Raw genomic sequence first — 21265 nt, forward strand, 5'->3', positions numbered from 1 at the left:
CCAGCGACGTGGTGCGTCGTCAGAAGGTGATGCCATCCTGAGTATTGAGCTCGGGATGGCGTGCCTTATTGCGCTTGACGGCTGGCCAGGCCAGGAGCATGACAGCGATATATATCAACGAGGCCGCCAAGACGATTCGATTCTGGGGATCGAGCACCATGAGGGCCGTCACCCCGGCCAAGCTGACAATCCCGAAAATACCTGTGACTGGATAACCGGGCATGTGGAAACCGGAATCGGCGATCTGTCCTCGGTTCACGCGTCGACGCAATACCAACTGGCACCAGAAAATCGTTGCCCATGTCCAGATGACACCGACCGCAGCTGTGTTGATGGATATCTCGAAGGCGCGCTCGGGAACGACGTACTCAAGTCCCACGCCGAGCAGGAAGACACTAGCGGTCATGAGGATGCCACCGGCAGGAGTTTTGAACCGGTTAAGGGTGCCCGCAAATCGTGGAGCTTCGCCTGCTGCCGCTAGTGACTTGAGGACTCGACCCGTCGCGTATAGCCCTGAGTTAACCGAGGAAAATGCGGCGGTGATGACGACGACGTTCATGGCGTCGCCAATCCACCCCACTCCCATAGCTGAGAATGCCGTAACGAATGGGGATTCGTCGGCGGAATATGCCTTATATGGCAGCAGCATGGCCAGCAACGCCAGCGATCCTAGATAGAACACGACGAGCCGGAAAACGACCGCATGAACTGCCTTGGGAATGACCTTGCGGGGATTCTGCGTCTCTCCGGACGCTGTGCCGACCAGCTCGATTGTGGCGTAGGCGAAGATGACGCCTTGGATGACGAGCACCAGGGGTAACACCCCTTGCGGGGCGAACCCGCCGTCGAATCGCCAGAGGTTCGACACCGCTGCCTGGTGACCGCCGACATTGACGTGGGAGGCAACCAAACCGATGGCGACGACGATGAACGCCGTCAAAGCGACGACCTTGAGCAATGCCGCCCAAAACTCGAATTCTCCGAAGGCCTTGACACTGATGAGGTTGACCGATACGAGGATCACCAAGGCGACAAGCGAGGGTATCCACATCGGCAGATTGGGCCACCAAAATTGCAGGTAGGTTCCTATGGCAGTTAGTTCGGCGATACCCGATGTCATCCAGTTGAGCATGTACATCCAGCCCACGGCATACGCCCAGCGATCGCCAAGGAGTTCCCGGGCGTAGGACACGAAAGAGCCGCTTGAGGGACGATGGATAACGAGCTCGCCGAGCGCCCTCATGACAAAGAAGGCAATGAGTGCGCAGAAAGCGTAGGACAGGATGACTGCTGGCCCGGCACTGCGCAGGCGGCTTCCCGCGCCGAGAAAGAGCCCGACCCCAATCGCCCCACCGATTGCCATCATCTGGACTTGGCGATTGGACAGGGTCGCGGCATAGCCTTCGTCACCGCGATCAACGACGTGTTGGGTCTCTCTGTTCTCAGAGAGTTGGGGGTCGGCACGAGGCGCGCTGACCTTAAGGGTTTGCGGACCATCATCACGAAACCGCTGGGTTGTGTGGGTCATCATCGACCTTCCAGAACGTCTGACTGGGTTACGGATGTGGTGCCCCAGTAAGCCGGGGGCACCACAACTTGTTCAGTGTAAAGGCCGAAGCGGTCACCTCAGGGGCCTCTTCGTGGCCGAATTGTGGATCAGACGTGATCGATGCCGTCGGTAAGACGGTCACTTGTGCAAGGCGTTTCGGGCGCGTCGTCGCCGCGGCCGCGCCTGGCGTTGACTGCCCACCGCATCACGCTTGCGACTGTTCGCCGTGCGCCCTTTCGCGTGTGTGGTCGGCTGTTGGGCATCTCGCTCAGGAGCAGCCCCTGCGACCACTTTGCCGTTGCGACGACGAATCCGCTTTCGACGCGTGTGTCCTCCGTCCCGGGAATCATCACGAGAACTGCGTCGCAGGGTCTTCTCGGAATCATCGTGGCGGTGATGCCGCCGTTTCCTTTCGGTATCGTCCTTCGTCGCGCCGGTTACGGTGCCATCGACGCCTTCGGGGATAGCGAGATCGGTGTACAGGTGCGGGGAGGTGGAATAGGTTTCAATCGGCTCAGGAAGTTCAAGGTTCAGAGCTTTATCGATAACCTTCCAGCGGGTGACGTCAGCCCAATCAACGAGGGTGACAGCAACGCCCTTGGCACCAGCGCGACCGGTGCGACCAATACGGTGAACGTACGTTTTCTCGTCCTCGGGGCACTCATGGTTGATGACGTGAGATACTCCGGTGACGTCGATGCCGCGGGCGGCGACATCGGTAGCCACCAGAATGGTCGCGTCGCCATGGCGGAACTTTTTGAGAGCCTTTTCCCGGGCAACCTGCGTGAGATCGCCATGGATGGCGCGGGCCTTAAAACCACGGTCGCTGAGGTCGTCAGACAGCCGCTGGCACGCGCGCTTGGTGCGGCAGAAAATGATGACTTTCTCGACGTCATTGGCCTGCAGAATGCGTCCAATAATCTCGATCTTGTCGAGCGGATGGGCTTGGTAAACGAATTGCTGAGTGTCGGGGACAGTGGCCTGAGTGTCGGCTCCCTCAGCGCGAACATGTACCGGTCGGTTCAGCTGAGATCGGGCTAGGGCCATTATTGGGGCCGGCATGGTTGCCGAAAACAGCATGGTCTGTCGAGAAGTGGGAGTACGCGCAATGAGGTTTTCCACATCGGGTAGGAAGCCGAGGTCTAGCATCTCGTCGGCCTCGTCGAGGACCACAATGCGTACATGGGACAGGTCGAGGTCCGTGCGCTGGGATAGGTCAAGAAGGCGTCCAGGAGTACCGACGACAACGTCGACTCCTGCCTTGAGCGCGTCAATCTGTGGCTCATAGCCGACCCCGCCGTAGACGGTGAGGATACGTGCGCCTCGGACGGACGCCGCAGTGGAGATGTCTTTAGATACCTGGAGCGCCAGCTCCCTGGTAGGGCACATAACGAGTGCTTGGGGTTTGCCTTTGGCGGTGAGTCCGTCCCAACCCTCATCGCCGGGCATGATGATGCGCTGGAGGATCGTGATACCGAAGGCGAGAGTTTTGCCAGTGCCGGTACGAGCTTGCCCAATGAGATCGGTGCCCTCAACGGCAATGGGGATCGACATAGCCTGGATAGGGAAGGGTGAAACGATTCCCACCTCTTGCAGTGCTTGGCAAATATCTCCGCGGACGCCGAGGTCGGCGAAGGAAGTGGGAGCAGAAACAGTAGTCTCGGTCAGTGTCTTGGCCTCTTCATGCATGGACCCGTCAAGGCCCGTTGTCGTTCTTATGACGTCGTTTAATGTCACGTCTGGTGTGGACCGGCGAGATGACGCGTTCGACACACCACAGGCCATGCTACCTCTCATGCCGTCAACCCTCTAACCTGATGGGGTGAGCATCGACGACACGAAAACTGGCCATACTGCCGTTGCGGAGATTTTTTGGTCTGCCGTAACGTCATGTGCTTTGCACGGGTTTTCGGCGACAGTTGCCGGCATGGCACTGGCTCCTGGGCTTTCGGAACGGTTCCTCGTCGTCGATCGCAGCGCTGAGATACAGCACATTTTGGCTGAGGCGAGAACTCGTCTGTCGGACCGCGAGACTCTCATTGACGTTGAGCCTCTCGTCGGCTCGGTGGAGGGGTACGTTCCAGCCGAGACGTGGTCTCAGGTGTTGCTGCGCGACCACATCCTGGTAGACCTCATTGCTGATTTCCTAGATCGAGTTGAGCCGAATCTCGATCCTGAGCTTCTCCCTGAGTGTGGATCTTTTGGCCCATGGTTGGGGCGAGGTACTGGAAGTCGAGTGATGTGGGATGCTGCGATGCGTCACGTCCTCGCAACACACAAAGATAAGTCTGGTGACTCTCTTTTCGCTCGGCGACTTGTAGGCGAGGTGCTGTCGGTTGCGCAGCGTCTGTTCGCTCGGCATCAAGGCCTCACATCAGCCTTGACTCAGGCCGGTGGCGGTGAATTTGACGACCTGGATCTCATCAATGAAGTCATGGCCGGTGTACTAGGCGGGCATGATCAGCGCATGATTGAACTTGGCTTAGAGCCCTGAGGACGCGCTGAACACGTCCGGCGCTGATAGGAGCCCCGACGATCGCCAGAACTCCTATTGCGTCTCGCAGCCTAGGTCAGAGCGCTCCAAATCCCACTTGCCGGCTATTTGGCTGGCCTAGATCGAGGTACGCGATGCCTCGAACTGGAATGAGGACCTTGCGGCCCTTGGCATCAGTCAAAGTGAGGACGGCGTCGGGCTGGGTCAAGCTCTCTTTGAGCTGCTGCTCGATGGTTTCGATGCTCTCCTGGGCGTCGATGCTGACTTCGCGTGCGGCGTTGACGATGCCGATTTTGATCTCCATGATCCCAAACCTACCGTCGGATCAAGAATCTCGGCGCCACAGAGCCACCGTAACGTTGTCATGGCCGCCGCAATTGTTGGCGTGAACAATGAGTCCGTTGGCTACGTCTGCTGGACAAACATGGCCGGCGTCGTCAGTGCGAGCCTTATGTACAAGGTGAGCCATGAGCCGGGCCAGGCTTCCGATATCCGGTACGTGGTTCCACAATCCGTCGCTACACACTAATAGCCATCCAGATTGTTGCGGGTGATACGCCATGACGCGAGGAGCAACGTCGGTAGCTGATGCGCCGATCCATTTTGTGATGGCGTGAGCGCCTACCCCCTTTTCAGCCTCTTCCCGAGGTACGCCAAGGTCAATGTGGGTCTGTGCCATCGAGTCGTCGATCGAGAGGCGAATAGGGTCGCCATTATCGGGACACCAGTAGGTACGAGTATCGCCGATATTGCCGACGACAATGCGATCCTGGCTTGCAACTGCGGCAGCAAGCGTGCACGCACCGATCGGATCAGATCCACTCATGGCTGCCTCATGGGCTTTGCGGAAGGCGCGTTCGAATAACGTGACGGTGTCGTCATCGTTGCTCGGCATGCCCTGGTCCATCGTCGCCGTAAGGTAATCGCGCGCCGTCAAGGAGGCGATTCTGGCGCAGTCCTCAGCTCCCTCGGTCGAGGAAACGCCATCAGCGACGACGAGAACAATGTGCTGTCCTGACCTGTCAATCCCCACAGCTGCGGCGTCCTGATTGGTGTCGTGGCGGAGTCCAATATGGGATGCACACGCGACGTCTTTTCGGGCTGCGGCGTTGTCGGTGAGATCCACCCGTGAGGTAGTGGTGTTATCGGGTGTCACGGTGGTGGACTGATCCGATTCGTTCATGAAGGTCCTCAGGCTGGGCAGGCGGTTTCCGCGTGGTCCTTGCGGCTGCGAAAAATGCTCACGATAGCCGTGCCGTCCATCTACGAACGCGGCTAAAACGAGCTATTCGGCGCGCGGAATGTGCCTCATCGTGTGAGACATCACGTCTACTGTTTCACATGCCACCACACTGCTGCTAGGAAATGGCCTCTGACGAGGTTGTTCTGTGTGATCGACATCGCATATTCGCTAAATCTGTCGTGGGTCCCTGGTGGGATATGTGTCATGAGCGGTTGGGATGACCTCCAGAATCGAGTACTTGCCGATAACGCCGGTACGGTTCTCGTCATGGGCGGGCCTGGCACAGGGCGGACGAGCTTGTGTCTGGAGATTGCGGCGCGGCATATTTCCGCCGGGGGACAGCTGTCTGACGTCTTGATGTTGGCACAGACGAGATCTTCAGCTCAGGCGTTACGCACTGCGCTCGTTCGTCGTCTCGGAGGTGCCCATCTAGAACCGCGAATTATGACGGTTCACGCGTTGGCCCGTCGTATTGTCGCTTCCCCACAGCTGCGGCTGCTCACGGCACCAGAGCAGGAGTTCCGGATGCGGGAACTGCTAGCTGCGCGGGATATGTCCGATTGGCCTGATGAGTTACGTACCTGCGCCAGGACGACACAGTTTGCCTCTGACGTGAGGGTGATGGCATCGCGTTTACGTCAAGAAGGATGTGACCCGCAAGATCTGACTAATCAGGGCATCGCGTGGCGGGTGCCTGAATGGCGCGTACTCGGGCCTTTCCTGGCCGATTATTTGGACGTTCTTGATCTGGAGGGATCACTCGATTATGCCGAGGCTGTTCATCGCGCCCGGATTGCGTTAACTCGACCGGGAGCCGATGTTGAGGTGCGGTCACGGGTCAAGCTAGTGATTTGTGATGACGTGGCGGAATGCGATCCGTCTCAGATTCGTCTTCTCGCTCAGATCGCGCGATGCCACGTCCCTTGCGTATTGAGTGCGGATCCTGACCAGACGATCTATGGGTTCCGTGGCGCTATTGCAGAACGGCTTGACGACGTCATCGACGAATTTCCAGACGTGTCAGTTCACCATCTGACAACGAATTACCGCAATAGTCAGCACATCGCCGAGGTTGTCGAAAGTGTGCGAACCGGGATGCCTGTGATCCCATCTTCGAGTCGGCTACGTCGTCGCGCCAACCGTAGCGCCGCTACTGAAGACGGCGTCGTAGCGGCGGTGCGGGCTCCGAGCATCACGCGGTTAGTTAGAAAGATTGCCGGCACACTGCGTCACGCACATGTTGCTGAGGGTGTGGCGTGGCGGAATATGGCAGTGGTTACGCGCCATGGCAATGAGTTGGGCGTGGTCGCGACGATTCTTGCAGCAGAGGGTATTCCAGTCCTGAGGTCGCGCGATGAATATGCGCTGTCGGATATTAATGCCGTAACGCACATCGTGAACGCATTGCAGGTCGCAGTTGTTCTTGCCTCCGGGGCGCAGCCTAGCGATCGAGACGTTGCAGCGCTCATGTCGAATCCGCTAGCGGGGATTGAACGCAGTGTCGTTCATCGGCTAGACACCTGGTGCCGTCTGGTGCGCGGTAGCGTCGTCAACTGGCCGGTGTTGCTGGAACTCCGAGATAATCCGACGGCTGCAATGACTCGGACGACCGGGCATGTTGGCGATACCGGTCGATCTGACGATGCCAATGACGCTGGGGATGTCAGCCGAATTGAGAATTTATCTCGCAAAGAATTGGCCATGTCGCACGAAGTACGCTCGATACCTCCTGGCTTACAGACCCGTGCCCAGCCGTTAGCGATACTAGCTCAACGGATCCAACGTGCTGCTGAGCTTTTGCGCTCTGGCGCCACGTGTCACGAAGCATTGTGGGTGCTGTGGCATGGCAGTTCCTGGGAGTCCTCGCTGCGTCGTCGAGCCTTGGCTGGTGATTCGACTGCTAACCGCGACCTGGACGGTTTGTGCTCGCTTTTCGATATGGCCGATGGCGCTCAGACGATGGCTGGAATCGCAGGCGGACGACGTCTCATTGAAGTGGTGCGGCAAGAGCAGATTCCGGCTGATCGAGCACGCGAATCCGATGAGGATCGCGACGGGGTGAGCATTGTGACTGCCCACCGTGTTAAAGGGCGGGAATTCGACGTCGTAGCTGTATGCGGCCTTGAAGAAGGTAACTGGCCCGCTCATAACCACACCGGATCCCTTACCAGCGCAGACCGTTGGTCTGCAGACGGTCTCGTGGCACCGCCCAGTTGGTCAGAGAATCTTCGCGCTGAAACGAGGCTGCTGCTTGTGGCATGCTCACGTGCACGTCGCCAGTTGCTGTTGTGTTCCGTTGAGTCTGCCGAGGACGGGAAACGTCCATCCGGGCTTGTCACCAGGCTGCCCCACATCGAGGATAATGCTGATTCGCTGCACGTCACTAGTCTCACCGAACTCGTCGGTGAGTTGCGTCGAGTCATCGTCGATGAGTCTGAACATCCGGGGGTTCGCGCCGAGGCCCAAAAACTGCTTGACGATTTGCGCGGTGAACGGCATCGCGGACAGCGATTGGTGCCACAAGCTGATCCGTCAACGTGGTGGCGTCACGGAGCACCCCGCCAGAGGGACGTGGCTGGAGAAGTAGAGCTCAGTGCCTCCCATATTGGGGAATTACTCACATGCCCGCGACGATGGTTTATGACCCGCCGTGCTGGCGCCAACAACGGATCAGCTCTTCGGGCGAGTATTGGCTCCCTGGTACACCGGATCTGTGCGGAGAACATGGACCAGTGGTCACTTCCTGACGCTCTAGCCGAATTGGAAGCGGCCTGGCCTGAAATCGAGCTATCGGCAGAGTGGCAGCGCAGCGCAGAACTCGCTGATGCGAAAGCAGCGATACAGCGTTTTGACGGATGGTTGCAGTCGCGCCATCGCCAGCCCATCGGAACTGAGGTGCGTGTAGATGGCACGATCACAGTGCCGTCCGGCATAGCTCGGATCCGGGGCAGTATCGATCGGCTCGAACGTGATGCAGAAGGCGCGTGTTACGTGGTGGATCTCAAGACCGGGACCAGCCAGAGTGATGAGATTAAGCAGTCTCACCGGCTACAAATTGGTGTATATCAGGCCGTTGTCGCATCCGGGGGAATAAAAGCCATCGGCCCGACACATGACAGCGGTGCGGAGTTAGTGCACCTACGGATTGGTGCGGGGAAAGGACATGCGAATCCGAAAGTCGACCATCAGAGTGGTCTTGTTGATGTGCCGTGGCCTGACGAATGTGATCCTGTTGACGGCTGCCGTAATTGGATTGAGGCAAGCGTCGATAGGGCATTAAGAATTGTCATATCAGGCGAGTACACCGCTGTTGCGAATCGAGGGTGTAGCCATTGCCCTGCCCGGGCAGGATGTCCCGCACTGGTACCGATGGATCCGGCTACTGCGCATACAGGAGGGCATCTCGCATGACAATCGTGACTGGCAACGCTCCGATTGATGGCGTTGATGTGGCAGCACTGCTGGGTATTCCCATTTCCGCCGAGCAGGAGAGAGCAATTAAGGCGCCGCTGAAGCCTTGTGTAGTTATTGCTGGGGCAGGAACTGGTAAGACGACGGTAATGGCCGCTCGCGTGGTGTGGCTGGTTGCTAGTGGGCAGGTAAGCCCTGAGGAAATCCTCGGGCTGACGTTCACTAACAAGGCGACGGCAGAATTATCCGATCGAATTGAGTTTAACCTCACCCGCGCAGGTTTGCTGGAGCCAGACCAGCCCCGCCCGACAGTAGCGACCTATGACAGTTTTGCCGGAACATTAGTAGGCGATTACGGAGCCTGGGATGGTATTGACACCGGTGCGCATCTCATCACTGACGCGAGGGCCTACCAACTAGCCGCAGAGATCGTTGCGGGACTCGACAAGGCCCCAGCAGCCGCGACCCATCTTGGGCCAAGGTCTATAGCTCAGGCAATAGTGGAGCTAGCGGGAGCGATGGCTTCACACGATGCAAGCACAACCACCGTAAGGAAGGCCGATGCTCGTTGGCGCCAGATGCTCTTCGACGCCCCCACAAAACGGGGAGGGGGTAGATACGCTGATATTGATAAATGGCTCTCTCGGGTCGATGAACGCGAAGAACTTCTTGACCTTGTCGAGGCCTATCAGAGCCTCAAAAAAGAACGTGGACTGGTCGAGTTTGGCGACCGCATGGTTCAAGCTCTCCATGTGGTTCGTCATCACCGGCGAGTGGGGGAGGAACTGAGGGCTCGATACCGTGTTGTTCTTCTCGACGAATACCAAGACACATCATCTGCCCAGGCCGACGTGCTCGCTGCGCTTTTTTCCGGTCCAGACTCCGCTCATGGCATGGGGCATCCGGTGATGGCTGTCGGTGATCCGCTTCAAGCGATCTACGAATGGCGTGGTGCGGCTGCTAGTAACATTTTGCACTTCCATCGGCGCTTTCCTGACAAGGACGGGGCACCAGCTCAGGTCCTCTCTCTGGCAACTAACCGAAGATGCGCCGATCAGATCATTAATGCGGCAAATCTCGCATCCGAGGAGTTGCGAAACACACTATCTTCTGCGATGGAGTCTGACGGTGATGGTCGCGCCGATTGTCGGGCGGAAGTAGCTGTCGGTAAGCCACTCATTGCGCCCAAGGAGAATCGGCCTGGCGAGGTTACGGTAGCTGCATTTCCCGACTGGGCGCAGGAGTGCCATGCGTGCGCTGACACCGTGGTGGAGGCCAGGGAGCGCGGCATCATCTCTCACTGGTCTGATGCTGCAATCCTCGTTCGGCGCAATTCAGATGTGGCAGATCTCTATGATGCGCTCAGCGCCCGTGATATTCCGGTGCGGTTCGCGAACCTGTCTGGGCTACTTCGACTTCCAGATATCGCCATGGTGGTAGCTCATCTTCGGTTACTTGTAGATCGCCACGACGATGCAGCGATGGCGAGTCTGCTCGCTGCACCACGGTTTGGGCTCAGCACGGATGACTTGGCAACGGTGTATCGACGCGCCCGCGTGTTGGCGAAAGCTCGTGCCGAGGCAGATGGTCTAGATCCCAACGATGTTGAGGCCCACCTGTGCGACGCTGTCATGGAAGGACGGCCATACGGCCATCAACGTTTGCAATGGGTACTGCAGCGGATGTGTGCCGAAATCGTTGAGGTTGATGCGCACCAAAGTGACAGTCCCGACGACTTGGTTCTGCGCATTGAGGCTATTACTGGGCTCATTGATGACTTGGCTGCTGACGACCCGCACCGCAGCGCAGCTCGGCGAGATCATCTCGACGCGCTGTGGAATGCGATACGTGAGGCTCGTCTCAGCGACGCCACGATGACGACCGCAGGAATCGTCGCCTGGTTGGCTGCTGAAGAGGATATTGGTGCCGGACTTCCTCGCGCCGCTACCGATGACCGTGACGCCGTCACAATATCGACGGTTCATGGGGCTAAAGGCCTGGAATGGCCGCTGGTCATGATTCCTGACATGGCTCAGGGCGTATTCCCGTCAACCTCGAGTCCGGACAACTTCACCTCGGTGGCCGCTGTGCTGCCTTCTTTTGCTAGAGGCGATGCTAGTGACATTAGTCATCCAGTCTCGGGAAGTGTCGCAGACGTTCAGGCTTACGTCGCGGCACTCAAGGATGATTCCCAGTGGGCTGAAGCCCGTCTCGCCTATGTGGCCCTGACTCGCGCTAAAGAGCGATTAATTGTGTCGTGGCACAAATGGAATCCGCATCGCAAAAGCGGCTTACAGCCAAGCCACTATGCGGATCTTCTCGCCGACATGCTTGGAACGTCATGGCCGGACTTTGATGAACGCCCTGACGATGACGTTGAGATTGGCACACCTTGGCCGGTGATCGTCGAGGACATGGCTTCCGGGCCCAGTGACCACGCCTACCAACCCATTGATGATCCTCGACAGGTCGATCGGGTGAATGCATGGCGGTCTGATGCTGATGCGCTGCTCAAAGACGCGAGACGACGTATTGACCTGCAAGACGAAGTCCCGCTTCCGCCTCGACTCACAACCTCGCAGATGGTGAGAGCCCACGACAATCCGCAGGAGTTCCGCGACGAGTTGCGTCGCCCAATACCTCGACGTGCTGACAGGGGAGCCGGGATTGGTACGGCATTTCACGAGTGGGTGAGCCAACGACTCGCCCCGGCAGAACCGACTCCGCTGTTCGACGCCGATGAGTTTGAAGGGCTGGATGCACCACGGGTTAGCGCTGAGCATGACGGCGCTGACGAGCGGGCGTTGCAGAGCCTGCGCAAAGCGTTTGAAGAAAGTCGGTGGGCGGACGCCACTGTGCTGGCAACTGAGAAATCGTTTGTTATGACGATTGGCCAGACGGTTGTGCGAGGCCGTCTTGACGCTGTCGTTGCTGATCCGGATCATCCGGGGGATGAGCTTGTCATCGATTGGAAGACGTCACCACCAGGCTCAGCGGATCCGCTTCAGCTATCCATCTATCGGCTGGCCTGGGCGCAAGCGAGAGGGATTGACCCTTCGAGGGTGCGTGCAGTCTTTCACCACGTGGGTGCAAACACGACTATTAGTGCCGAGCCTCTCTTAGATGCAGACCACGTGGCTGATATTTTGGCGACGTCGTCGTCTGCAAACACGGCAGTGGAAGATACCTCTGAAGCGTGATGATCAGATGGTACACAACGGGTTTAGAGTGGCGGCGTGAGTAGGATCAGCGATGTTCGGGTCGTCGGGCGACCGATAATAGACCGCTGCCATGCCGATCGGGACGATGAGAATGCAAATCGGGCTAGATGGAATGATCCGGCTGCTCGATTGTTGCTCATTGATGCTCACGACAGAGTCGTTATGGAAGACGGCCGGGTGGCTGCTGTTCCTACTGAGGGCGAGCGTGATGACCAGCGCGACCTATTACTCGGCGTTGTAGATGGTGTGCCATGGTTCGCCCGTCGCAGCAGCGAACTGCGGCCAGAGGCCCAGAGCTTGCGGACGGTTGACCTCGTCCCCGTTGATCGCGAACTCGTCATGTCGGCGGTGGCTGCATTGGCTTGGCATGAGAGTAACCCCGTATGCCCGCGATGTGGGCAGCCTACCCGTATTGCCAGTGGTGGGCTGGTGCGGTATTGCTCTCGGGGGCACCACACGTTTCCTCGTACCGACCCCGCGATCATTACCGCGGTTCTTGATGACGACGACCGCATTGTGCTTGCTCGCCAGCATTCCTGGGATTCGCATCGCAAATCAGTATTGGCAGGATTCATTGAAGCCGGAGAACCCGCAGAACATGCCGTCGTGCGTGAGGTTGCCGAAGAAACAAGCCTGACAATCACCTCGGCGTGCTACATAGGATCGCAGGCCTGGCCTTTCCCTCGGTCGCTCATGTTTGGCTACGTAGCTCGGGGGATCGGAACCATTGATGTCGGCCACGACGAGCTAGCAGAGGCCGATTATTTCAGCCGCGAGGAAGTGTCTGATCAGGTCGACGCCGGGCATCTCCAGTTGCCGCCGTCTCTGTCCCTCGCGAGGGTTCTTATTGATGCGTGGCTAGAACAGCGACTTCCGGAGCCAGAAAGCGGTTTCGACTTTTCGACGTGCTGAGGTAATTGTGCGATGGTAGTTGGGTTTCGGTGGCATTAGCGGCTACGACTTTCCTCCCAACGTCGCTGAATTCCTGACCGTCGATCATTCCTTCGATCAATAGCGCGCTCAACCGATTCTTTGGTACCTATCACAGTGAGGTGCTCACGGGCACGCGTGATGGCGGTGTAGAACAACTCACGAGTGAGAAGGGGCGACTCAGGCGGTGGCAGGATTACTGTCACATCCGTGAACTGGCTACCTTGCGCTTTGTGAATCGTCATAGCCTGAAGGGGCTGCAACGATGGGATGAGCGAACAAGGCAATCGTCTGGGGGCTCCACCCGGGCCGGGTAAAGCTAGCGTGGGGACAGGCCTTGTCTCGACTATGACGCCGCAGTCACCGTTATTGACTCCCAACTGCGGGAGGTTGTGCGTTACGATCGCGGTTTCCCCGAGAGTCCATCTGCCCTGGTTAATGCCAGGCAGCACGTCTGATAGCACGGCAACCATGCGACGGGACCACTCGTCTACTCCATATGGCCCCTTTCGGTGGGCGCATAAGAGCCGGTGGGCGTCGACGAGTTTGAGTGCGTCGGCGTCAGCGTCGTTAGTGGCCAGTTCAAGCATGTGCGCTCCGGTGCGCATAATCACTTGTGCGACCGCCGGGAGATCGTCCATCCCGATATTTTCAGGGTCGGCGTCGATCCACGTAATACTGCGAGGACCGCGGTCCGTATTGCTGTCATCGACGGCAGGCTGATCACTTGATGCTGTGGCTGCCATGAGCACGTCCAGTGCAGCGCTGGTATCTCCCTCGCGTACCGCCTCTGATAGTTGTGCGATATCTCCTCGTGATCGGTGATTATGGGTGAGGATCGTGACAGGAAGTCGGGCTTGGAGGGTGTCAGCCGACGAGACGATATCTGCTAAGACACTACCGGCGTCCACTGAAACGAGCTGGCCTGGGTCGCCAACGAGGATGAGGCGAGTCCCAGGCCCGATTGCTGACAGCAGGCTCGCAGCAAGAGTCAGAGATAGCATCGACGCTTCGTCTACGACGACGACTCCAAATGGAAGTTTGTGCTGCCTGTCATACCCGAATGAGGTCCCCGGCCCTTGCCACTTCAACAGTGAATGGACGGTCGTTGCATCAGCAACAAGCGGTTTCACGGTGTCGGGCATCCGCTCGGACACATGAGAAACGGAGTCACGCAAGCGCGCCGCCGCTTTCCCGCTTGGGGCCGCGAGGGCCACAGCCCCAAGGTGAGGATCTGCTTGCTGCAAAGCCGCCAAGAGGGCGCATACTGTGGTTGTCTTGCCGGTTCCGGGACCGCCGGCGACCACACTTATCCGGTGCGTAATTGCTGCGACGGCGGCATCAGCTTGGGCCGAGTCAAGGATGATTCCAGATGCTGCTAAGGCACCACTGATGGTGGTAACAACATCAGCAGCACAGACCGCGCCTTGGTATGGCGGGTCTGCAGCGAGGGCAGCGAGATCGCGGGCGACGTCGTGCTCAGCCTGCCAATACTTTTCTAAGTAGACCAGGCCGCCGTCAAGCCGAGCTGGCAACTTGTTGAGCGGATCATCACGGCCAGCGATGACGGGACTGGCCGCTAGCGTGGACAGCCATTCATGAGGATTCGGCCACTCTAATGCGGCGAATAAGGCCGCCTGGTCGCTTCCCTCGATGTCTGGAATTGCTGGATCAAGAACCTGACGACGGATGGCTTTTGCGATCTCGTGGGGATTCCAAAACACTGATCCGCGGCGGAGCTCACGGCATGACACAGCGATCGCGAGGTTGACGTCACCATTCGTCTCGCCACCGATGCGACATACCAGATTCGCTAGGTGAATATCGCTGGCTTCGAGAACTCCGGCTCGGGCAAAAGGCTCGAGTCGGTCGCCTGCCCCCACTGGAATGATGTCAGTCATGGATGCCTCCCAACAGCTCACTGATCGCCTCAATGAGTTCAGGCTTCGGATGCCAGGTAAAGACTCCGTCGGGCATGTGGCCGTCGGATGCCGGGAGACCAGCCATACCTCGAACAAAAAGATAGCCAATGGGGCCGAGGTGGGTTGCCGGGTCGTATCCGGACAGGTTTGACGCCAGGAATCGATGCAAGGCTGCTGAGTACAACAGTCCCTGAAGTGGGTAATGAGAACTGAACATCATCGCTCTCATTGTGCGCGTGTCGTACATATGAGGGCTGAGCTTTGACATCCCAGGAATCCGGTTCGTCTTGTAATCGACAATGACATGGCGACCATCTGGGCGCCGCAGTACCGCGTCGATCGAACCCGTGAGGAAGCCGCGTAAAGCCTGGTCAGTATTGGGAATATGAGCCAATATTTCGCCGTAGCCAGCAATGGGGTCGTCTGGTGGTACCAAACTCGGATCGCGGAGGAGGGAGGCTAGATCTGTGACAGTTGACGACCGTCCCGATTGCGACATGGCAAGTTCGAAATTCATCTCGGCGAGCCGATGTGCCGGCGGAAAATCTGCCAATGTCATGCCGGGAGCCAACATACCAAGATCGCTATGGAGAACCTGCTCTAAGCCGGCCGCGAGCTCGGCTGGCGGGACGTCTGGCATCGGCCATGTCCGAAGAGTTTTCCGGGTGATTGCCAAGACTTCGGCAGAAAGATCTGTCGCTGCAGTATCGACGTACTCAAGCACGGCGTGAACCAGGGTGCCGAACGATGTTCCGCCGGGGAGACCACACAGGCCAGTGGCACTGTCGTCGATGCTCTCGTCATCTACGGGCTCGTCGGTGAGAGCATTCGTCAATGTCGGCATGGCTGCGTGGAGGTCGGCCGTCAATGCTGAATATGACGTGTGGACAAACGCGGTGTCAATCGGCCGGTTGAGCGTGCGAGCGTTGACGCGGGAACTACGTTGAGTGCTGATTGTCCGGGTGAGGCTCCTTTGGTTAGCTGGTGCTATTGCGGTCGCAATCGGTCCAGAATTGAGCCAGGCGAGGGTCACCGGATCTGTGCTGGCATTGCCCGTGCCAAGCTCGCCCGTCGCGCGGTTCATTTCGATGAGGCGTTGGAAGGCGGACCATCGGTGTCGTCGACGGCAGGGAGACCACCACAGCCGCACGGCAGACCGGGCACGGGTCAAAGCGACGTATAGCAGGCGAAGGTCTTCTCCTTGTTCGTCCTCATTGTGGCTGTTGACTGCTATGGAACGGTCAGGCCCGTGTGAATTGATGTCCAGCACACGCCGTTGACCGTCATGCCACACGACCGGACCGCGGATGGCGTCTTTCGGCTTCCTCCCGGTGGCGATGTCAGGCAGTAGTACGACTGGGAATCCGAGTCCTTTCGCCTCATGGATGGTCATGATGGTGACGGCCTGGTGGTCACTATCTAGGCGACGGGGATCGTCATTTCCGGTCAGTTGCTGTTGCTCGCGGATCCACGCAGCGGTTGCCGTCGCCGTCCATTGTGCTTGACATGCCGCAATGTGCGCTTCTTGCGCAACCTGACGTAGATCGGTGATGTATCGCTCACCGCCCACCATGCTTACCAGACGGGCTAACGCATCTGGGCGGTGAAGGGCGGCTTCAACGGTTCCCCATACTCCCGTGACCGTCCAGGTACTCGACCAACGGGCTAGGTCAATCGCCACGTCAGAGCGCACGCGTGAATCCGGTGCGGCCAAATCGGCTGGGGTTGCACCGATGAGGTCAGATAGGCACAGTCTGGTTCTCAGCCGCTCATCAGTATTGTCGAGGGCTTCAAGTAGCGTCATAAGGTCTTCGGCAGCCTGAGACGACCACACTGATGAGGCACCAGAAAACACTGCGGGCTGGTGGGCCCGCGATAGCGCTGTCGCAAGCTCGGCGCCCCTGCGACGTTTTCGTACCAGTATCGCGATGTCGTTGGGGTGAAGCGGCCTGACCCCATGGGTGCCATCGTCAATGACCGTGCCTCCCTCAAGCATCATGATGACCTGGTTGACGAGGTCTTCAGTGACGAGTTGATCGGACAGTGTCGTATCTAGCTGAGCGTTAGCAGGAGCTTCGAGACAGCGAATTTGGAAAGGCTGAGACCAGGAGTAGCGCGGCCCATCAGTAGCCGATGTTGTGATTCGGGATGTCGAATGATGTGCCGTTACCGGCTCCATTGAGATACCATGCCCCAATTGAGCATTGCCGAAAAGGCTGTTGATGGCCTCGACGATAGGGGCATCAGCACGATAATTGACGTCGAGATGAAAGACATGGTTGACCGATTGAGCCGCTTCCTGATAGGCGTGGACGTCGGCCCCTCGAAAGGCGTAAATCGACTGCTTTGGATCTCCGATAAGCCAAAGATTGCTGTGGTTATGAAAAGCTAAGCGCAGTATCTCCCATTGCAAGGGATCAGTGTCTTGGAATTCGTCAACCATGACGAGTCCAAACCGGTGAGCGAGAGTCTGGCACGCTAGAGGGCCACGGTAGGGGTCGCGAAGGGCCGCAACAAGGTCGCCAATGAGGTCGTCAAAGGTATGGACCGACCGCAATCGGGAGCGTTGTCGAACGTCTTCCCGTATTGATCGAGCCCACTCGATATCTTGTGTCGGGATATCTTGTTTCGGGGTCTGCGCATCCTCGTCGGAGGAGAGTGGAACCTCGCCGAATTTCACCGCAACATCCCACGAAAGCTGGCGCTTTTCATGTACCGAGGGCGGTCGATCGGAGTTGACATACTGGGCTAGGTAATGGTCATCGGAGACTTCGGTTACTAAGGGCGTGAGATCCGTCACGAGTGCTGAGGATGGATCGTGATCTGATAACACGCCTAATTCCACAAGCATCCTAGACGCGAATTCATGGGTCGTGGTGATTATTGCTCTATCGAAAGCATCGAGAGCAACGTCCACTCGTTTCAATCCTTGTGGGCCAAGTTCGATAAGCGACTTGTCAAAACTGTCAGAAGGATCTCGTGATCCTGCGAGTAGCTGACGGGTGTCGACAAGGCGTTCGTAAACCCGGCCGCGCAATTCTTGGGCAGCTGAGCGGTTAAACGTCACTAAGAGAAGATTCTCAATATGCACCATCCCGGTTGCGATGGCTTTTGCGCACACCGCTGAGATCGTCCATGTCTTTCCAGTTCCGGCGCTTGCTGCCAGTAGGACGGTTCCTTGTGGCAGGGGTTGAGTGATGTCAAAGGGGATGTCGGTGGTCATGCCATCCTCCCCAGATGTGGAAACTGTTCCATGGTGGGTTGTGAGAGGCCAGTGTGACGAGATGCTTGAATAATCGGGTTGAATAGCCATCCGGCAAGGTCTTCCAGAGTGGTGCCACGATCACGGCAGCAGGCTATGAGTTCGTCGACATCGGGTCCCAAAAATGCTGCCCAGTTTGAATCTCGTTCCCTCGACCACTGTACCTGGAGAGGGCTGTCTCCGGTCCAATAGTTAGTACGTGCCATGGGCGATAACCCGACGAGAGCATGCGCTAGTTTCACGGGAAGTGGAATGAGTTGTTGGTTGCTCCACCACGCGAGTCTGGTGAGGCCGGCCAGGATGTCGCGGGCCTGGTCAGGGGCTGGGGCGGCCAGATGCGTAACGCCGTCACTGGACACGAGTGCTCCGAACCATCCGACGTCGTCAGTCGCTATGGCCACAGCCAATAGATTGACCCACAGATCGAGGAGTGGCTTGGCATTCGCCCGCGTCGCGACGGCGTGGACAATGCGATGTCCCCTCACACCAATGCGCCCGTGCATATGAATGGGGTGAGTCGGATCGACAATGAGCCCGTCAGGCCACAGCAAGTGAGGGCAGTTACCTTCAACAAGGTCGAGGGCAATTTCGATGAACTGTTCATCCTGCTCGCCTCGGAGCTGAGTAGCCGTCTGAGAAATCTGCACGGAGCTTTCAGCCAACGAGGTGACGATGGATTGGCCCAAATGTCCAGGAGCGGCAGAGCCTCGTAGCCGCTCTGCACTGATGGCATCATCTGGCAAAGAGCCGTGTTCTAGGTCAGCCAGTATACGGGAACGTATCCAGTACTTGTCCAATGCACTTGGCGAAAGTGGTAAGTCGCTCGGAAAATCGGAAAGCCGGTCGTTGACTGGTGCGCCGACACGAGCTCGCAACAGAGTCCGTGCTGGGTGAGACAGGGCGAGAGCGAGATCAGTTGGGGACATCCGGGGATCGGGGAGCTCTGTTACCGGCGGCAACACGACGCGATCAGGTCGAGGTTGTGATCCAGGATGACAGCGTGCCGCTGCGGCGGCGGCCTCGTCGAATCCAGTCCAAGCAGTCTCGGTGAAGTCACAGGACTTATCGGCGGAGAATGGTTGCAAACCGTGAACGATGTGACGTGGTGTTGCCGAGCGTGCGTCTAGAGCGTGGGCGAGGGTTGTTGTGAATGGGCCCGCCAGTACCGGAAGGTCATTGACAGGGTTACGAGTCTGCCTGACAACGACGAGGAGGGTCTTGGCCGACAGGGCAACGTCGAGTAGGTCCTGCCGTGCTTGAGCAGTCGGGTCGAGGCTATCGTCTCGCAGTCCATGAAGGGGGTTTGCGTAGACGACATCGTGGTCGGGGTCAACGATAATGACGACCTCGTGATCGACAGGGGAGAGTTCCCCCGGGTGGCACACTTGAATAGAGCCATCAAACCAGCTGTACCGGCCGTGAAAGGTGCCTGAGAGCCAGACAAGTAGATCGATAATCTCGTGGCGATCAAACTCTCTGTCTTCTGCGACGCCTTCCAAGCGTGTCAGCAGGGCGAGGGTGTCAAGCGCTGATCGAGGGGAGTCTGCGGGAGCGGCCGTGAGGTTGTCAATGATCTCGCTTATCCGACGACTCCAGGTGGCGATCGGTGCCGGTGCTGTGGTGTCGAGGATCGTCTTGCGCATACGGGATACAAGCTCAGCGAGTTTCCCGACGAGTGGGATGGTTGTTGACCCAACGTCAGTAATCGGCGTGACCGTGCCCAGATGAGTTGGTGGGGTAGATGACATCGCGATGGCCAGCAGCATCCGTTCAACACCGGCTAGCCACGTCGACTGCCTAATCCGCCCAAGCCCTGCCTGCTCTCGTGCAGCAGAGTCGATTCCCCACCGGATGTCGGCCTGGCTTACTAGCTGTTCAATTGATTCCAGATCGTTATCGGAGAATCCGAATCGTGCACGTACCGCAGGCATGGCGCACAGGTGAAGTAAGTCTTGTGCTGTGGCACGTGACGACACTAATCCCAAGATGGTCGTCACGGCTTCGGTGACGGGATTGGCATGTTCGCGTGACTCGGGGGTCGTAAACCGTAACTGATGTGCGGGGTGGTCTGTATCTGCCACTGTCGCAGCAGAAAGAAGGTGGGCGGTATCTTCTCCTCCACAACATACGACGACGATGTCTCTAGGCTCGAGAGCTGGGTAGTCGGCAAGGGTGGCGCACACGACATCGCGCACGACTTCGGCTTGGCGATCAGCCCCGTAGCAGTCATGGAATTCGACTGGGGGCAGCTGCGCGTGGTGGGTATGTGCGTCGTCCTCAACGGGGGGGATCGACGACGATGTCCACCGCATGGTCGTAGCGGAGCGCGCACGATCAAAGGTTCGCCACGGATCGGTCTTATGAAGGTTGTGATCGAGATGGACGATCGTGACGTCGCGCGAAGTGGACAGTGCCTCGGCTAAGTTGACGTCGTGGTGAGTCATGGCCGTCGATGAAAACCACACGATTGGAGGCTCAGGGCGTTCGTCACTACATATTGCGTCGACGAGAAGCCGATGTCGGCTCACGGGGTCAGGGACATGGCAGTCTTCGGCGAGAAGTGCGCGCCATAGCGGAGCCCACCATGCGCGGGCGGGATCTAGCGGGTTTCCTGCCGAGTCTGTGTCGCATGGATGAGATGTGGCGTCTGGCCCGTCGGCCCAAGCGCTCAAAACATCGTGGCAGTCGCGAGTGAGCGCGTAGATCGCATCTGCGGCTTGCCGTGCAGTTGTCCAGGATGCGCGCGGCACTCCTAGACAACGACTAGCTTCCAGATGGGCAGAAACGACCTCGAAGCCGGGGGAATCGGTTTCGATAAGGAGAGCGATTCGCAGGGCGAGAGGACCGGGCTGCCACGGGTCAGTGTCCCGATCAATACCTAATAGATCGTCCTCGAGTCGTGCTCGTAAACCTTGCGTAGTCGTGATCTGGATACCGGCGGCGACTCCGTGGCGTCGGGCAAGGGATTGGAGCAGAGCACGGGCCTGAGCATAATTGGGGGTGACCAGAATCGGTCGGATGAATGGATCGGTGGCGGGCTCGGACAAGGCAGTGACGACGGCGTCACTGACGTCGCGCCAGGAATAAGCGACTCTCACTGCACCTGTCATCGACGCACCTCCTCGTGATAGCGCCCGGCTACTTGCCGAACTGATTGGTCAGTTTATGTGTCGGTCATGACATACCGACGCCGCAGATGTGTAACAGAGGCAGAACACTCACGAAGAACGCAG

11 protein-coding genes are annotated in these 21265 nt (G+C 58.2%); 4 read left to right on the forward strand and 7 right to left on the reverse strand.

All coding sequences use genetic code 11. The features are described 5' to 3' along the window. Window positions 1-19: 19 nt before the first annotated feature. Entirely contained in the window at window positions 20-1531 is a 1512-nt protein-coding gene (locus FYJ43_RS04690; RefSeq protein ID WP_154562528.1) for an amino acid permease, read from the reverse strand. A gap of 156 nt (window positions 1532-1687) precedes the next feature. After that, the gene (locus tag FYJ43_RS04695; protein ID WP_154562530.1) at window positions 1688-3346 is read right to left on the reverse strand and encodes a DEAD/DEAH box helicase; all 1659 of its coding nucleotides are present in this window, start codon (window positions 3344-3346) and stop codon (window positions 1688-1690) included. Window positions 3347-3476: 130 nt separating this feature from the next. On the opposite strand from FYJ43_RS04695, the gene FYJ43_RS04700 reads away from it, so the two are divergent. Next, window positions 3477-4043 (forward strand): hypothetical protein, encoded by a 567-nt coding sequence (locus tag FYJ43_RS04700; RefSeq protein ID WP_154563328.1) that lies wholly within the window; start codon window positions 3477-3479, stop codon window positions 4041-4043. Window positions 4044-4119: 76 nt separating this feature from the next. Here FYJ43_RS04700 and FYJ43_RS04705 read toward each other — a convergent pair whose 3' ends face one another. Then, the gene (locus FYJ43_RS04705) at window positions 4120-4347 is read right to left on the reverse strand and encodes a DUF3107 domain-containing protein (protein WP_154562531.1); all 228 of its coding nucleotides are present in this window, start codon (window positions 4345-4347) and stop codon (window positions 4120-4122) included. Window positions 4348-4368: 21 nt separating this feature from the next. Next, entirely contained in the window at window positions 4369-5226 is an 858-nt protein-coding gene (locus tag FYJ43_RS04710) for a PP2C family protein-serine/threonine phosphatase (RefSeq protein WP_154562533.1), read from the reverse strand. Between the two features lie 264 nt (window positions 5227-5490). On the opposite strand from FYJ43_RS04710, the gene FYJ43_RS04715 reads away from it, so the two are divergent. The 3 genes from FYJ43_RS04715 to nudC are packed head-to-tail and all read left to right on the forward strand — an operon-like array spanning window position 5491 to window position 12830. Continuing rightward, entirely contained in the window at window positions 5491-8697 is a 3207-nt protein-coding gene (locus tag FYJ43_RS04715; RefSeq protein WP_154562535.1) for an ATP-dependent helicase, read from the forward strand. Continuing rightward, window positions 8694-11897: an ATP-dependent DNA helicase gene (locus FYJ43_RS04720; protein WP_154562536.1), complete on the forward strand. Its 3204-nt coding sequence runs from the start codon at window positions 8694-8696 to the stop codon at window positions 11895-11897. Before FYJ43_RS04715 ends, FYJ43_RS04720 begins: the two co-directional genes overlap by 4 nt. Before the next feature lie 36 nt (window positions 11898-11933). Continuing rightward, entirely contained in the window at window positions 11934-12830 is an 897-nt protein-coding gene (nudC, locus tag FYJ43_RS04725) for an NAD(+) diphosphatase (protein ID WP_326833339.1), read from the forward strand. A 35-nt stretch (window positions 12831-12865) separates the two neighbouring features. Here the strand turns inward: nudC and recD are convergent, their stop codons facing one another. The 3 genes from recD to FYJ43_RS04740 are packed head-to-tail and all read right to left on the reverse strand — an operon-like array spanning window position 12866 to window position 21142. Next, window positions 12866-14749, reverse strand: a complete 1884-nt coding sequence (gene recD / locus FYJ43_RS04730; protein WP_154562538.1) for an exodeoxyribonuclease V subunit alpha — start codon at window positions 14747-14749, stop codon at window positions 12866-12868. After that, a complete protein-coding gene (locus tag FYJ43_RS04735) occupies window positions 14742-17993 on the reverse strand; it encodes a UvrD-helicase domain-containing protein (RefSeq protein ID WP_154562540.1) in 3252 nt (1083 codons plus the stop codon). Before FYJ43_RS04735 ends, recD begins: the two co-directional genes overlap by 8 nt. Next, window positions 17990-21142 carry an exodeoxyribonuclease V subunit gamma gene (locus tag FYJ43_RS04740; RefSeq protein WP_154562542.1) on the reverse strand — a complete coding sequence of 1051 codons (3153 nt, stop codon included), beginning with the start codon at window positions 21140-21142 and terminating at the stop codon, window positions 17990-17992. The genes FYJ43_RS04735 and FYJ43_RS04740 overlap by 4 nt, the downstream gene beginning before the upstream one ends. Window positions 21143-21265: the final 123 nt, after the last annotated feature.

It is taken from the genome of Cutibacterium porci (genome assembly GCF_009696315.1).
GTDB lineage: Bacteria > Actinomycetota > Actinomycetes > Propionibacteriales > Propionibacteriaceae > Cutibacterium > Cutibacterium porci.